Below are 13,995 nucleotides of genomic sequence, written 5' to 3' on the forward strand. Positions count from 1 at the left end.
GCAGCGTCGACGCATCGTGCACGGTGGTCAGTGCATGGTAGTCGGCGATGAAGTAGCAGCACTGGTTGCCGGCGGGTTCCTGCAGCTCGAGGTGCTGCTTGATGGCCCCGAACCAGTTGCCCAGGTGCAGTTTTCCGGAGGGCTGGACGCCGGACAGGATCCGCATGCGAAACGCTCGTTCGGACGGAGGAGCGGGGTACGTGGTGGACGACGATTCCGCGCGGCGCCGCCGCGGGACCGAGCAGGCTAGCCCGCCCGCTCCGATGCGGTCAACCGCGGCCGGAGGAATCTGCCCACCGAGGAAACTTTTTCCTCAAGCCCGGCACGCATCTTCCGATAGCAGAGGGTGAGCGCACGAGGGAACCTCTCCCTCCGTCCTGGGCGAGGGCGGGGGGAGAGGGAATCACCGCGCAACCTCTTTTGCCCGCGGGGGGCGATCGGAGGCGGGCAGTATGGACATCGGGTCCATCGTTGCCAGTGGCATGCAGGCGATGCGGCAGAAGGCCGACGCGCATGCGCACAACGTCGCCAATGCACGCACCCCCGGATACCAACGGCTGGCCGTCCGCACGACGGAGAGACCTCGTGGCGGCGTCGGTCTCTCGGTCGAGCGCGAGCCGAGCCAGGTGTCCACCCGGGGAGAAGGCGAGCTGCCGCCGGCCTCGGCGGACGGTGGCTCTCCCGCGGGCAATGTCTCCGCCGCGGATCCCGGTCGCGTGGATCCGCAGGAAGTTCGACCCGAAACAGAGGAAGGTGAACCATCATCGAGCGACGAGGCGGTCGCCCGGAGAACGGACGCCGACCTGGTGACGGACATGATCGGCACGACAGAGGCGGCACGAGGCATGGAGATGCTGGCCGCGGTGTATCAACGCCACGATGAAGCACTGGGTACGGTGATCGACGCCTTCGGGTGACCGAGGAACCGCCGCCCGGGGACGCCCGGCGCGGTGAGAGTCCAGCAACCACGGGCCGCGTCCGGATTCGGGCGCGGCCTCGCCCGTACCGGGGGCCGTGGTTGCCAATTGTTGTTACAACGATTATCGTCCCCGACCCATGAACACGATCGCGAACGACACCACCTACGACGTCCTCTGCGTCGGGGCCCACCCCGACGACGTGGAGATGGCCATGGGCGGCACCGTGGCCGGACTGGTCGACGCCGGCCACCGCGTGGCCATCGTCGTCCACACCCACGGCGAGATGGGCACCTTCGGTGACGCCGAGACCCGGGTGCGCGAGGCACGTGCCGCGGCCGAGGTCCTCGACGTGGGCCTCCGGATCCTCGAGCATCCCGATGGCGCCCTGCAGGACACGCTCGAGACCCGCCACGAGATGGTGTCGATCCTCCGCGAGCTGCGGCCGCAGCTCGTCTTCGCGCCGTACCCGCACACGCGGACCGGCGCCCTCGACGGGCGGGCCAACGTCGACCATCTGGCCTGCGGCACGATCGTCCGCGAGGCGACGAAGCTCGCGCGCTTCCGTCGGCTGATGCCAGATGTCGAGCCGCACACCGTGCGCCGGCTCTTCTACTACATGCTGCCCGACGACGTGCTGCCTTCGTTCGTGGTCGACGTGTCGGACCACCGCGAGCGGCTCGAGTCCGCGATCTCGGCCTACGCCTCGCAGATGCAGATCCGACGCGGCGAACGGCGCGTGCTCGACATGCTCATGCTCCTGCGCCAGCACGCGGGGCTGCGGATCCACGCAGAACTCGGCGAGGGCTTCCTGAGCGTCGAACCGTTGAGCGGTCCGGCCGAGAGCCTCATGCGGGTCTGAATCCGGGCCCGGAACTTGATGTTCCGGTGTCCGGGTCGCACTCAAGCGACGGGTTCTTCGTGCCGATCTCCGGGGCGAGGAGGGTGTCCGCGTGGAACCGACGCTCGACAATCGCATGATCCTGGGTGGCATGGGCAACCTGCGCCTCGCTCCGCACGTGCGCGAGGGGCGGGGTGTCGCGCCCGGTCGGGGCGTTGCCGCCGATCCGCGCCCTTCCGCGCCGGCGGACGGATCTTCCTCTTCGGCTGCTGGCGGCGAGCGGGTCTCCATCTCGGCCGAGGCGCGGGCCGCCTTCGAACAGGCCCTCGGGCGCGCGGGCGGTGCCGGTCCGCGCGGCAGTGTGCCTGCGGTCTCGGGAGCCGGGTACGAGGCCCGTGGGGGGGGCGAAGGGCGCCGAGACGCGACCGGGCAGGAAGTCGGTGCACAGCGGCAGGAACGCCCGACCGACGTCGAGGCGCGGTTCCTGTCCGCCGTCGCCGCCTATGCGGAGTCCACCGCTCCCGACCACGGGCAGACACCGAGCAGCCCGGCTGCCGGTGCCGGTGTCCGCGCATCGCTCCCGCCGGGCGGACTCTACGCCTGATCCCTCGGGTCGGCGTGGTCGATCGACCCATCGTCCGCTAGGCTCGCTCCACCATGGAAAGCACCCTTCGTTGGATCCTGCGCCTCAGTGCGCTCTACGACCTCGGCGCGTTCGCCGTACTGCTGGCCATGCCGGCGTGGTTGTTCGTCCTGTTCTCCCACCCGAGGCCCGAGAACCCCTTCCTGTTCCGCTTGGCCGGTCTGCCGCTGCTCATGGCACCCGTCGTGTACTGGATGGCGTCGAACCGACCGCTCGAGCGACCCTCGTTGGTGCGGGCGTCAGTGCGGTTGCGCGTCGTGGGGGCACTGGGAATCACCGCCGTCGTCCTGTGGCACCGCCCCCCCGGAGCCCTCGCCTACTGGAGTTTCGTGGTCGCCGACCTGATGTGGGCGGGTCTGGTGGCGTGGCAGTGGAAGCGCACGGCCACGCGGGTCGTCGGGCGCGTCTAGGCCCGGGCCGCGGATCCGGACCGTCTCTGCGGACACCGGCGGGTGGGGGACGCACCCATCGGATCGGTCGTCGTTCCACGAGTTCTCTCCCGGACCGTGAGCCGTGATCGTCCCGGGCGATGGAGGATCGCCCGATGCACGACGACGTCCACTGGCTCGGCGCGAGCCGGCTCCTCGATCTGTACCGGCGACGCGAGCTGTCGCCGGTCGAGGTCGCCCGTTCCCTGCTCGATCGTGTCGAAGACCTCGACGGCCACTTCGGTGCGTTCCGTCTGGTCGATCCCGATGCGACCCTGGCCCAGGCGCGGCGCTCCGAGGCCCGCTACCGGCACCTGGAGCGCGTCGGGCTGCTCGACGGACTCCCGGTGGCGATCAAGGACTCGTTCCCGACCCGCGGATGGAGCACCTGCTTCGGATCGCGGGCGGTCGACACCCGCCGGGAATGGGGCCGTGACGGTCCCACGATCTCGTCCTTGCGCCGTCAGAACGCGGTGTTCATGGGCAAGACCACCATGTCGGAGTTCGGCTGGAAGGCCGTGACCGACAGCCCACTCACGGGCGTCAGCCGGAATCCGTGGAACACCGACCGGACGCCCGGAGGCTCGAGTGGCGGCAGTGGAGTGGCCCTGGCCGCCGGCTTCTGCCCCTTGGCGATCGGTTCGGACATCGGGGGCTCGGCACGGATTCCCGCGGCCTTCTGCAACGTCGTGGGCCTGAAACCCACGCAGGAACTCGCTCCGCTCCGTGACGACATCAAGAGCGGTCTCCTGCTCCACGCCGGCGTGATGGCGCGCACGGTCGAGGACATCGCACTGGCCATGGACGTGATGACCGAGTGGCATCCGTCCTCGGCCGCGCGTCCGCAGTCCGCCGAGAGCTACACGGAAGCCTTCGCGGAAGATGTCGAAGGGCTTCGCGTGGCGTCGAGTCCGGGCCTCGGGTTGTTCGAGCTCGATCCGGGGGTCGAGTCGGCGGTCCGCGAGGTGGGCCGGACGCTCGAACAGCTGGGCGCATGGGTCAGTGAAGTGGACCCCGGGATCGAGGATCCGACGAAGATCTACACGGACCTGCTGTTGCCCTCGCTCACGATGGAGGTCGACGCCGTCGATCCGTCGAGGCACGACCGCATGGACCCCGGGCTGCTGGAAGCCGCCGACGAGGGACGACGGCTCGGTGCCGTGAGGTACGCCGAAGCCCTGCAACGTCGTCGCGGGCTGATCGCGGAGCTGGGACGCCTGCAACAGCACTACGACGTTCTGATCACGGCGACGGTTCCGGTCCCGCCCTTCGAAGCCGGGCTCGAGGTGCCCCGTGGTTGGCCCCACGACCGTTGGTGGACGTGGACCCCCTTGACCTTCCCCTTCAACGTCACGGGTCAGCCCGCGCTGTCCGTCCCCGCGGGGTTCACCGATGAGGGACTGCCGATCGGCGTCCAGTTCGTCGCGGGCCGGCACCAGGAACGCGTGATCCTGAAGGCCGCGCACGCCTACCAGAGAGCGAATCCGACGTTCACCCGGCATCCCCCGTCGGTGTCCCGAGGATGACCGAAATCGAGAAGGAGGAGCCCGTGTCCGACTCCACATCCGCACCGGGCCTCGAGATCCGCACCGCTGCCGAGGCCGACCTTCCGCGCGTCGCGTCGATCCTCCACGAGGTCGGATTGAACGGCGAGCTGACGCTGCCGGTCCTGCATCGCATGCAGGAGATCAGTGATGATCTCATGCTGGTCGCCGAGAACGAAGAAGAGGTCGTCGGAGTCCTGATCGCCAGCTTCAACGGGCGGACCGTCTGGGTCAGCCACCTGGCGATCTCGCGCGCTGCTCACCGAACGGGGATCGGGGGCCGGCTCCTGCGACGACTCGAGACGAGGGCCCGGGCCCGCGGCGCCCTGCGCGTGATGATCGACGCCTGGGAGGACGCCGTGGGGTTCTACTCCCGGAAGCACTACCACGACTCGGGCTACACCCTGTTGTTCAAGCACGCCTCGGCGATCGACGATTGAAGGTCGATCACCGGACGGTGCGGAGCGCGCCTCAGAATCCGGTGCCGAAGAGCGCGCCCATGCCCACCTTCAGCATGTCGAAACCGACCTGGTCGAGGGTCGCCTGGCTCGCCGCGCCCATCTCGACGGGGAAGGCATGCGTGTACTCGACCTCGAAGAAGGTGGCGAGATCACCCGCACCGGTCAGCATCCATCCCAGGCCGAGACCGTAGCCCCACACGGTCTCACGGAGTACGGCCGAGGAACCGATGGCGTCGACGGTCGCGCGGAGCTGCCGCACCCCGAGCGCACCCTTCAGGTACGGGCCCGACAGCGGGTCGTCGAGATGGAAGCGCGCGAAGGCACCGTACTCGAGGATCGAGTTCGACGCGTCGATCCCGAAACCCTCGAGGACGTCGCGGGTCTCGTCGCCGAGGCCGATGCCGTTGTAGCTGAACTCTGCACCGAATCGCAGTTGGTCGGTCGTGCGGAATGCAATGCCGGTCCCGAGGGTGTACGACATCGCGGTGCCGTCCTCGGCCAGTGGTCGGGTGGCGCCACCCTGGAAGGTGATTTCGAAGGGATGCCCGGGATCCTGCGCAAGTGCGGGAGACGACGCGGTCAGCGCGATCATGGCGGCCGTGGCCAGGGTGAGCATGCGGTTGCGGTGCATGGGGACGATTCCTCCGGACGAGGCGGACAGGAGCGCGAGACATGGCGTTCCCCCCACGGGATTGCACTGCGCGTGCCTGTTCGCGGCTCTCTTCAGTCCTGCACCCGGACGTGAACGCCCCGTCGGCCGAGTCGACCGATCAAGGCGTGTCCCATGGCGCTGGCCGGGGTCACCACTCCCGGGACACCGGAGGGTTCCTCGCCGGGCAGGGCAAGGCACAGTGCCGACTCCGCCAGCATGATCGCGGTGGCGCCGTAGCCGGGATCGCGATCGGCGTGCACGGTCGCACGGAGCACCTCGGAGCCACCGCGGCGGCCGGACAGCAGGGCCGTGAAGTGACCGGACTCGATGCTCTGCGGGCTCGGTCCCTCCCCGGGAGACGGCAGCGCGAAGCGCCGCAGGAGGGCACGGGTCGGACGGGCGTGCATGGCACCTCGGAAGGCGGTGATGCCGGCGGCGAGGAGGGTGGCGCGGACCGCGCCGCGCAGGCCCGTTCCCGTGTCGACGACCTCGGAGTAGCGGAACTCGCGTCCATAGCGGTGGTCGAGCAGCGCGTTGGTCCTCCGCACGACCCGCGTGTTGACCGGCGCCATCACGAAGGGGCCGGTCCAACTCCGTGTCACGGGGTCGCGCAGGACGCCGGCCTGGTCGGGCGTGTCGGGGCCGTGGCGTTCGCCCTCGGGGTTCAGGCCGTAGGGATCGGAGACGACGCGGGCGACGTCCGTCGAGCGGGCGTCCTCGAGCAGGTCGACCATGCTGGCGATGGTTCCCCCCGACACGCCGCCGCGGATGTCCTGCAGCAGGAACTTCACTTCGTCGCACGGCCGGCCGTCCCGTGCGATCGCCGCTTCCTGGAGCGCGAAGGTTCCCAGATCACTCGGGATCGAGTCGAAGCCGCAGCAGTGGACGATCCGCACACCGGCTGCCGTGGCGTCGTCGTGGTGGCAGTCGATGGTCCGGCGCACGAACTGCGGTTCCCCGGTCAGGTCGACGTAGTCGGTGCGGTGAGCGACGCAGGCGGCGACCAGCGGCTCCCCGTGGCGCACGTAGGGTCCGACGGTGGTGGCCACGACCGCGGCCGATGCCGCCAGTCGAGCCATGGATCCGGGATCGTGGTTGTCGGCCACCACCAGTCCGATCGGGCCCGACTCCGGGAACCGGCTCCGGATCCGATCGCGCAGCTCGACCAGGCGGGCCTCGTCGCGACCCGCGATCGCCCAGCGGAGACCTTCGTCCTGGTGGTGGGCGGCGAGGTGCTCGGCGACCAGGCGCCCCGTGAATCCGGTGGCTCCGTGGAGCACCACGTGGTACGCGCGGTCGGTGGGGGAGATCGTGTCCATGGACCCATGGTGCCAGATCCGGGCGCGCGCCGACAGCCCCGGGCGCGCTTGACTCCGCAGGACCGCCGTTGGTAGCTTCGGCGTACCTGACAGGGGGCCCACGCGCCGCCCCGACACGCCACCCTCACTGGCTCCCAGAATCATCGTGAACACATATGAACGGAAGGGCCACGGGCCCTTCGTCCGGATCGTCGTCTTCGTCCTCGTCCTGATCGTCGCTCCTTCTGCCTCCGCCCGGCTGCTCTTCGACTTCGAAGGGCCGTACCTGACCGAGCCCGGCCGGTCGCTCAAGGACCACGCGATCGTGCGATCGGGCGACACCTGGCACTGTTTCTACACCCGCGGACTGTTCTTCGGGGAGGGCACGAACCAGGAGACCGCGCTCGGCCACGCGATCTCGAACGATCTGCGGACGTGGTCGCGGCAACCCACCGTCCTTCCGGTGGTGCCGTCGTCGTGGGAGGACACCGCAGTGTGGGCTCCCAGTGTCGTGCCCACACCCGACGGCAGCGGTTGGACCATGCTGTACACCGGCGTGACCGACTTCCTCGTGCAGCGCATGGGCCGCGCCACGTCGTCCGATCTGTTCGACTGGAGTCGGCCGAGCTTCGACCCCGCGCTCGAGCCCGACCCGGCCGTCTACTACTGGTCGCCCTCGATCCAGTTCCTGAGTGCCTTCCGCGACCCGTTCGTGTTCGAGCACGACGGGGTCTACCACGCGGTCAACACGGTATTGCTCCGGGACGAGACGCTCGACACCGGCTTCCGGGGCGCGATCCACCACGCCACGAGCAACGATCTGACGAACTGGACGCCCCTCGATCCGTTGGCGGTGAACGAGAACGGGACCGAGGGCGTGGCACGGGAGATCGAGTCGGTCCAGGTGGTCGAGGCGGCGGCGCAGTGGAACCTGTTCTTCACCTATTCGCGGGTCGACGGCGTGTACTGGATGCGCAGCGACTCGCTCGCGGCGGGCTGGGACTTCTCCACCGCGCAGGTGATCGACGACGGCGTGGGTGCCGAGCTCACTCCGTTGTCGGACGACGACTTCCTCTTCACGCGCTACACGTCGGAGCAGCACGCGGCCGGGCATCCCGCGCCCGAGACGACCTTCTTCGTGATCCGCGCGGATACGCTGCGGTTCGACGCGCAGGGCGTGCCGGAGATCATTCCCTCCGACGTCCTGGCGGACGAGTGGCCGGAACGCGAGGGCACGGCCTTCGGCGTGGCGCCGATCTTCGGCGACAACGCCCTGGAGCGGGGAGAGCCCGCCACCCGGCCGATCGGTCACGGGCACCTGAACAGCCGCGAGGCCTACGGAGGGCCGCTGTCGGGGCAGGGCACGATCGGAGAGGCCCGTGCTTCGGCGGCCACCGGCCGGATCCGGTCGGTGTGGTTCGCGATCGAGCCCACCGACTCGCTGCTCACCTTCCAGTTCTGCGGTACGGCCGACCCCGGCTGTCGGGTGGAACTCGTGGAGCGACTGAGTGCCGATGGCGAACCGCTCTCGACGGCCGTGCGCCGCACGGAGCAGGGCAACGGTCTCGAGTCGCTGGCCACGACGAGCTGGGACGTGAGCGATCTCCGCGGCGCCACGGTCCGTCTCGAGTTGATCGACGAGTCGGAGACGGGCTGGGTCGCGCTCGACTACGTGCAGCTGCTGAGCGCGTCGGCGATCGCCGTGTCGGCTCCGGCGCAGGTCTCGTGGTTGATCGAGGACCTGGCGGTCGCTCCGAATCCCTTCAATCCGCGCACGCGGATCGCCTTCGGCCTGCGCGAACGGGCGCCGGTGGACCTGCGGATCGTCGATCTGCGAGGGCGCTCCGTCCGAACGGTCGCCCTGGGCGATCTGCCCGCCGGTGAGCACGGCTGGACGTGGGACGGCACCGATCACCGCGGTGGTGCGGTGGCCAGTGGCACGTACCTCGTCCACGTCCGGGCCGCCGGTCAGCAACGCGTGGTCCGCGTGACGCTGGTGCGCTGACCCCGGAGCGCACTCTTCGGCACGAACGAGCCCGTCGGCGTCCACCGGCGGGCTCGTTCGGTCTCACGAAGGTCGGCGTGGCTCTCAGAACTCGAGGAGACGGCGCGCTTCCTTCGCCACGTCCTCGGTCTGGGGCAGGATGAAGTCCTCGCTGTCGGGCTGGTAGGCCACCGGCGTGTCGATGGCGGCCACGCGGCCGACGGGGGCATCGAGGAACTCGAAGAGTTCGTCCGCGACGAAGGACACGACCTCGGCGCCGAATCCGAAGCTCTTGTTGTCCTCGTAGACCACCAGGCAGCGGTTGGTCTTCTCCACCGACGCGGCGACGGCCTCGTGGTCCCATGGCGAGAGCGACCGTAGGTCGAGGATCTCGCAGGAGACGCCCTCCTTGTCGAGTTCCTTGGCCGCCAGCTCGCAGCGGCGGAGGGTGGCTCCGTAGGTGACGATCGTCAGGTCCTCGCCCTCGCGGTGCATGCGGGCCTTGCCGAAGGGGACGGTGTAGTCGGGGCCGGGGTAGGTGCCCTTGCCGTGCGGCTGGCGGTAGAGGTGCTTGTGTTCGAGGAACATGACCGGGTCGTCGCACCGGATCGCGGTCCGCAGCAGACCCGCCGCGTCGATCGCGTTCGACGGCATCACGACGCGCACGCCAGGCAGATGGGTGAAGAGGTTCACGCCACTCTGCGAGTGGTAGATCGCGCCTCCCTGCAGGTAGCCACCCGAGGCGACGCGCACGACCATCGGCGACGAGAAATGCCCGAAGCTGCGCCAGCGCATCATGGCCATTTCGTTCTTCAGCTGCATGTAGGCGGGCCAGATGTAGTCGTAGAACTGGATCTCGACGACGGGCTTCAGGCCGCGGACGGCCATACCCACGGCGCGTCCGACGATGTTCGCCTCGGCCAGCGGCGAGTTGAACACGCGGTGGCTGCCGTAGAGGGCCTGCAGTCCGTGGGTGGCCTTGAACACGCCGCCCTTACCCTTCACGCGCTCGAGGGCGTCCTCGTTCGTGGCGTCGGCGACGTCCTCGCCGAAGACCACGACGTTCGGGTTCACGCCCATCTCGTCCTTCAGCACCTGGTTGATCGCGTCGAGCATGTAGACCTCGCGACCCCCCGTCTGCGGTTCGGCCTCGAAGTCCGGCCCGGTGGGGTCGACGTCCTCGCTGTAGAGGTGCAGGAAGACGTGCTCGGGCGTGTGCTTCTCGTGGCGCTGCGCGCGCTCGGAGGAGTCCACGACCTCGGTGCGCCACTCGGCCTCGTGGGTCTCGAGTTCCTCGGTCGTGGCGACCCCGCGTTCGATCAGCAGTTTCCGCAGCCGCGGAATCGGATCGAGCTTCGCCTGCTCGGCCAGTTCCTCCTCGGTGCGGTACATGCGCTCGTCGTCACTCATCGAGTGGGAGTACGGCCGCACGCAGGTGGCGCGGACCAGGGCCGGGCCCTTCCGCGCGCGGCAGTGCTCGGCGGCGCGCTGCATGGCCGCGTAGCTGGCCTCGAAGTCGTTGCCGTCGACGTCGACGACCTCGAGGTTCGGGAAGTCGGCCACCTGTTCGTGGATCGGTACGCCGGCGATCTGCACGCTGCGCGGAACGCTGATCGCGTAGCCGTTGTCCTCGACCAGGATCAGCACCGGCAGCTTCATGTTGCAGGCGCTGTTCAGTGCCTCCCAGAACTCACCCTCGCTGATCGAACCGTCGCCGATCGACATGTACACGACCTCGTCGTCCTCGAAGTCGCTGGCGGTCTTCCGCGCGTCCTCGACCATCTCGAGGTAGCGGCCCGCCTCGGCCGCACCCACGGCGTGCAGCGCGTGCATGCCCGTGCAGCTGCTCTTCGAGATGATGTTCAGTGCCTCGTGGCCCCAGTGGGCGGGCATCTGCCGGCCGCCGCTGTTCGGATCCTCGACCGCGCCCACGCCCTGCATGAACATCTCCTCGGCGGTCATGCCGAGCTGCAGGCACAGCGCGCGGTCACGGTAGTAGGGCAGGAACCAGTCGTGGGCGGGCTCGAGCACCATGCCCGCGGCCGTGAGAATCGCCTCGTGGCCGGCGCCGGAGATCTGGAAGTAGTACAGGTTCTTCCGCTTGAGCTTGATCTCCTCGTCGTCGATGGCCCGGGACATCACCATGTTCCGGTAGGCCGCCAGGAGCTGCTCGTTCGTCGGGTCGGCGGAGGCGGTGTTCTTCGTCGACTTCGTGTTGCTCACGATGACTCCCATCTCGAGCGGTCTGTTGGGCCGGGGAACGGGGGCCCGGAGTTCGGGTCTCGCGTGCGGAGGCGAGAGGGTCGCGGCGCGTGGCGCGGATCCGGCCACGTGGAGTCGCCGTCCGCCCGGGAACGCATCGGTGTCCCGGACGCGGTGGACGATGTCACAGTATAGGACTCCGCGACGACGTCGCGATGTCCGTGTCGGTCAGCGTTTCGACGCCCAGCTGTCCAGATCTTGACTGGTGCGCAGCCATTCGCCGTAGCTCCTGGCCTCCTGGCTGCTCCCGAAGTAGCCCACGCGGACCCGGTAGACGGGGTCTCCCTGGTCGGCGCTGGCCATCTGGACGTGGGCGTCGATGCCGCGGCGCGCGAGTTCCTCGACCCGTCGGTCGGCGTTGCCACGCGACGAGAAGCTCCCCACGTTCAACACCCATTCGCCCTGGGACGCGGGCTCGATCCCGGTGCCCGTCTCGACACGCTGCGGAGCGCGTTCCTCGACGGCCTCTTCGGGCACCGGCGGTGGTGGCGTGATCTCCGACCGGGCGGCGGGCTCGGAGTCGTCGACGATCCTGGTCTCGGCGCGTGGATTCGCCGGCTCGCCGAGACCCGAGACGTCCGTTCCCCCGGATCCGTTCACGTCCGCGGCCACCGGCGGCTCTTCGGACGTCGGGCTCACGGCGTCGTCCGAGGCCTGTGTGGTCGTGCGCGGCGTGAGCGACGTTCCGTCCATCGGATCGGTCTGTTCGCCTCGGGGCCAGAAGAGGAAGGCGGCCACGAAGAAGATGACGATGGCCACGCCGCCGTAGACCAGGGGGCGGCGGTCAGGGGTCTCCAGTGGATCGTTCACGGTCGAACCTCCGGGGTCGGACCCGCACGCGGGACCGAGCTTGCGGCGCGTCGTGCGCGTGCCTGCACGCGCCACGACGGGATCGCGACGTCGACGGGAGGTCGTGGGGCGGGTGTCCCCGTCATTGTCGGTCTACGCCGCCGGCTCCCGGCCGTCAAGCACGGCGAGCCCGAGGCCCACGCACAGCAACCAGCGTTTCTGGGCGATCGGACTCTCGAAGGCCTGCGCGGTCTCGAGGCGCACGGGCAATCCCTCGGCGTTCATGCGGGGCCGGCGCACCTCGTCGGCGCGATCACTGCGCTGGAAGCTGAGGACACGACCGTTCTCGCGGAGCATGGGGACCCCGAGGTCCAGAGCGTCGTTCGGGGCCAGGCGCTTGACCACGACCACGTCGCAGGTGTTCGCGTTGTGCCGCGCGAAGTCCTCGTGCGACTGGGCGTGCACGTGCAGGTTGCGCAGGCCGTAGAGGTTCGTGACCCGTCGCCACCACCACAGCCGTTTCCGGTCGGGCTCGACCAGGTGGAAGGGCTGGTCGGGGTGGAGGATGGCCAGTAGCAAGGCGTTGATGCCCCAGCCGTTGCCCAGTTCGACGATCCGCGGGGGGATCTTCTCGATCGTCGGCTCGGGCGGTGTCTCGGGTGCCTCTTCGCCGTCGGGCACCGGTTCGGGCGTGACCTCGACCTCGCGCGGACGCAGGAGCGGTTCCATCCACAGGGCGGTTTCGAGATCCTCGGCGATCATGGCCGCGATGTCGGCTCCACTGCGCCCCTGGAACAGCTCGCGCGGGAGGACCGTGACCCCGTACTCGAGGATCTCCTCGCCCATGTCGTGGGCGAGGGCGCGGAGTTGCTCGTCGTTCTCGATCACCGGGGCGAGCCCGCCGTCGAGACGGCGCAGGATCGCGTCGGGGGTGACGTTCATGCCGACCCTTCCTGGCCCGGCCTCGGTCGGCCGGTGGCCACGGGGAAACGCTGCACCCACGCGAGGCCGGCGGGTGCACAGGACCGAGCGCAGGCTATGCACGGTGCACTGCCGCAACAAGTGAAGAGCTGTGACGGTCGAGCCCGCGGGTCCGTGCGCAGAGGGCCGAGTGCTGCTACCGTGCGCGCCATGGATCCGCGGTGCATTCTCTTCGACCTCGACGGGACCCTGGTCGATTCCGTGGGCGATCTGACGGCGGCGGCCAACGTCGTCCGCGCCGAGCACGGACTCGAAACCCTCCCCGAGGAAACGGTCGCGGCCCACGTCGGCGACGGGGCCCGCAAGCTCGTGGAACGTGCCTTCTCCGACCTCGACGGTCTCGACGTCGATTCGGTCCTCGAGCGCTTCCGGGCCGTGTACCTCGACCACTGCACGGAGCGCACGCTTCCCTATCCCGGGGTGAACGCCGCCCTGGAGGCCCTGCGTTCGATCCCGATGGGGATCGTCAGCAACAAGCCGCAGGAGATGTGCGAGCGCATCACCGTTGCCCTGGGTCTGTCCGACTGGATCGACGCCGTCGTCGGGGCGCGGCGCGGGGTGGCGGTGAAGCCCGCTCCAGCCCTGCTCGAACTCGCTCTCGACGAGCTGGGCGTCACCGGACGCGACGCCTCGATCTGGATGGTCGGCGACAGTGCCAACGACGTCCGCAGCGGCCGGAGTCTCGGGGCGACCACGGTCGGGGTGACCTATGGCATCGGTGACGTCGAGATCATGCGGGCGGCCGGGCCGACGCACGTGATCGATCGCATGGAGCGATTGGTCCCCCTCGTGCGAGGCTGAGACTCGCCCTTCTTCCGGTCCGCTTCGCCGCGCGGTCTTTCCATCGCGACTGAACCATCTTCACCGAGGCCTCGTGTCCAGTGGGCCGGACACCGTCCCGGACCCCGGGCACTCCGATGCGCGGTCCGGCATTGGGTTGTGGTGATCTTCCACATCGGCGGTTCGTGGTAGGGATCCATAACTGATTCCTTGGCAGTGAGTTGAAGATTCATCCGGAAAAGCTTGCCGGTCCGCGCGTGGTCTGGCCCCGCCTTCGCTATGGCGTACGGGCGGGAGGCCGGGTCTCCCGCGCGTCGGAGGTCGGGGTCCAGGGGCTGCTTAATGGGAGGCGGGCGGCTCGAGGACACCGGCGGACCGTGGATCGGACCCGGTCTCCCGCTTCGTGCGCTCCAAT

Annotated in this window: 14 protein-coding genes; 8 read left to right on the forward strand and 6 right to left on the reverse strand. The window is 69.2% G+C overall.

The annotated features are described in order from the left end of the window. On the reverse strand, positions 1-166 hold a 166-nt coding region (locus tag VKA86_07230; protein ID HKK70993.1), incomplete at its 3' end, for a tryptophan--tRNA ligase. Positions 167-452: 286 nt separating this feature from the next. Here VKA86_07230 and VKA86_07235 point away from each other — a divergent pair. The 6 genes from VKA86_07235 to VKA86_07260 all read left to right on the forward strand — a co-directional run bounded on the left by VKA86_07235 (position 453) and on the right by VKA86_07260 (position 4,813). After that, a complete protein-coding gene (locus tag VKA86_07235; GenBank protein ID HKK70994.1) occupies positions 453-917 on the forward strand; it encodes a flagellar basal body protein in 465 nt (154 codons plus the stop codon). A gap of 139 nt (positions 918-1,056) precedes the next feature. After that, entirely contained in the window at positions 1,057-1,779 is a 723-nt protein-coding gene (locus tag VKA86_07240; GenBank protein HKK70995.1) for a PIG-L family deacetylase, read from the forward strand. 91 nt (positions 1,780-1,870) lie between these two features. Then, positions 1,871-2,362 (forward strand): hypothetical protein, encoded by a 492-nt coding sequence (locus VKA86_07245; GenBank protein HKK70996.1) that lies wholly within the window; start codon positions 1,871-1,873, stop codon positions 2,360-2,362. A 53-nt stretch (positions 2,363-2,415) separates the two neighbouring features. Continuing rightward, positions 2,416-2,811: a hypothetical protein gene (locus VKA86_07250; protein HKK70997.1), complete on the forward strand. Its 396-nt coding sequence runs from the start codon at positions 2,416-2,418 to the stop codon at positions 2,809-2,811. Between the two features lie 134 nt (positions 2,812-2,945). After that, a complete protein-coding gene (locus tag VKA86_07255) occupies positions 2,946-4,355 on the forward strand; it encodes an amidase (GenBank protein HKK70998.1) in 1,410 nt (469 codons plus the stop codon). Positions 4,356-4,378: 23 nt separating this feature from the next. Next, positions 4,379-4,813, forward strand: coding sequence for a GNAT family N-acetyltransferase (locus VKA86_07260; GenBank protein ID HKK70999.1), 435 nt, complete (start codon positions 4,379-4,381; stop codon positions 4,811-4,813). Positions 4,814-4,844: 31 nt separating this feature from the next. On the opposite strand, the gene VKA86_07265 is transcribed toward VKA86_07260, so the two are convergent. Together VKA86_07265 and VKA86_07270 are read right to left on the reverse strand one after the other, a co-directional pair. Beyond that, positions 4,845-5,465 carry an outer membrane beta-barrel protein gene (locus tag VKA86_07265; GenBank protein ID HKK71000.1) on the reverse strand — a complete coding sequence of 207 codons (621 nt, stop codon included), beginning with the start codon at positions 5,463-5,465 and terminating at the stop codon, positions 4,845-4,847. A gap of 92 nt (positions 5,466-5,557) precedes the next feature. Continuing rightward, complete coding sequence (locus tag VKA86_07270) at positions 5,558-6,805, reverse strand: saccharopine dehydrogenase NADP-binding domain-containing protein (GenBank protein HKK71001.1); 1,248 nt, start codon at positions 6,803-6,805, stop codon at positions 5,558-5,560. Positions 6,806-6,950: 145 nt separating this feature from the next. Between VKA86_07270 and VKA86_07275 the strand changes: the two genes are divergently transcribed. After that, positions 6,951-8,789 carry a FlgD immunoglobulin-like domain containing protein gene (locus tag VKA86_07275; GenBank protein ID HKK71002.1) on the forward strand — a complete coding sequence of 613 codons (1,839 nt, stop codon included), beginning with the start codon at positions 6,951-6,953 and terminating at the stop codon, positions 8,787-8,789. Positions 8,790-8,873: 84 nt separating this feature from the next. Here VKA86_07275 and VKA86_07280 read toward each other — a convergent pair whose 3' ends face one another. The 3 genes from VKA86_07280 to VKA86_07290 form a co-directional block, all read right to left on the reverse strand. After that, on the reverse strand, positions 8,874-10,991 hold the full coding sequence (locus VKA86_07280) for a thiamine pyrophosphate-dependent enzyme (GenBank protein HKK71003.1): 2,118 nt from the start codon (positions 10,989-10,991) through the stop codon (positions 8,874-8,876). Between the two features lie 207 nt (positions 10,992-11,198). Further along, on the reverse strand, positions 11,199-11,840 hold the full coding sequence (locus VKA86_07285) for an SPOR domain-containing protein (GenBank protein HKK71004.1): 642 nt from the start codon (positions 11,838-11,840) through the stop codon (positions 11,199-11,201). Positions 11,841-11,972: 132 nt separating this feature from the next. After that, positions 11,973-12,761, reverse strand: coding sequence for an RsmG family class I SAM-dependent methyltransferase (locus tag VKA86_07290; protein ID HKK71005.1), 789 nt, complete (start codon positions 12,759-12,761; stop codon positions 11,973-11,975). 189 nt (positions 12,762-12,950) lie between these two features. Here VKA86_07290 and VKA86_07295 point away from each other — a divergent pair, with 189 nt between their 5' ends. Further along, positions 12,951-13,601, forward strand: a complete 651-nt coding sequence (locus tag VKA86_07295; protein ID HKK71006.1) for an HAD-IA family hydrolase — start codon at positions 12,951-12,953, stop codon at positions 13,599-13,601. Positions 13,602-13,995: the final 394 nt, after the last annotated feature.

It is taken from the genome of Candidatus Krumholzibacteriia bacterium, from assembly GCA_035268685.1.
Lineage (GTDB): Bacteria > Krumholzibacteriota > Krumholzibacteriia > JAJRXK01 > JAJRXK01 > JAJRXK01.

Bases quoted from the DNA above. Each gene is read 5' to 3' on its own strand.
- VKA86_07235 (HKK70994.1), top strand. From the start codon at position 453: ATGGACATCGGGTCCATCGTTGCCAGTGGCATGCAGGCGATGCGGCAG.
- VKA86_07295 (HKK71006.1), top strand. From the start codon at position 12,951: ATGGATCCGCGGTGCATTCTCTTCGACCTCGACGGGACCCTGGTCGAT.
- VKA86_07265 (HKK71000.1), bottom strand. From the start codon at position 5,465: ATGCACCGCAACCGCATGCTCACCCTGGCCACGGCCGCCATGATCGCG.
- VKA86_07240 (HKK70995.1), top strand. From the start codon at position 1,057: ATGAACACGATCGCGAACGACACCACCTACGACGTCCTCTGCGTCGGG.
- VKA86_07270 (HKK71001.1), bottom strand. From the start codon at position 6,805: ATGGACACGATCTCCCCCACCGACCGCGCGTACCACGTGGTGCTCCAC.
- VKA86_07250 (HKK70997.1), top strand. From the start codon at position 2,416: ATGGAAAGCACCCTTCGTTGGATCCTGCGCCTCAGTGCGCTCTACGAC.
- VKA86_07290 (HKK71005.1), bottom strand. From the start codon at position 12,761: ATGAACGTCACCCCCGACGCGATCCTGCGCCGTCTCGACGGCGGGCTC.
- VKA86_07255 (HKK70998.1), top strand. From the start codon at position 2,946: ATGCACGACGACGTCCACTGGCTCGGCGCGAGCCGGCTCCTCGATCTG.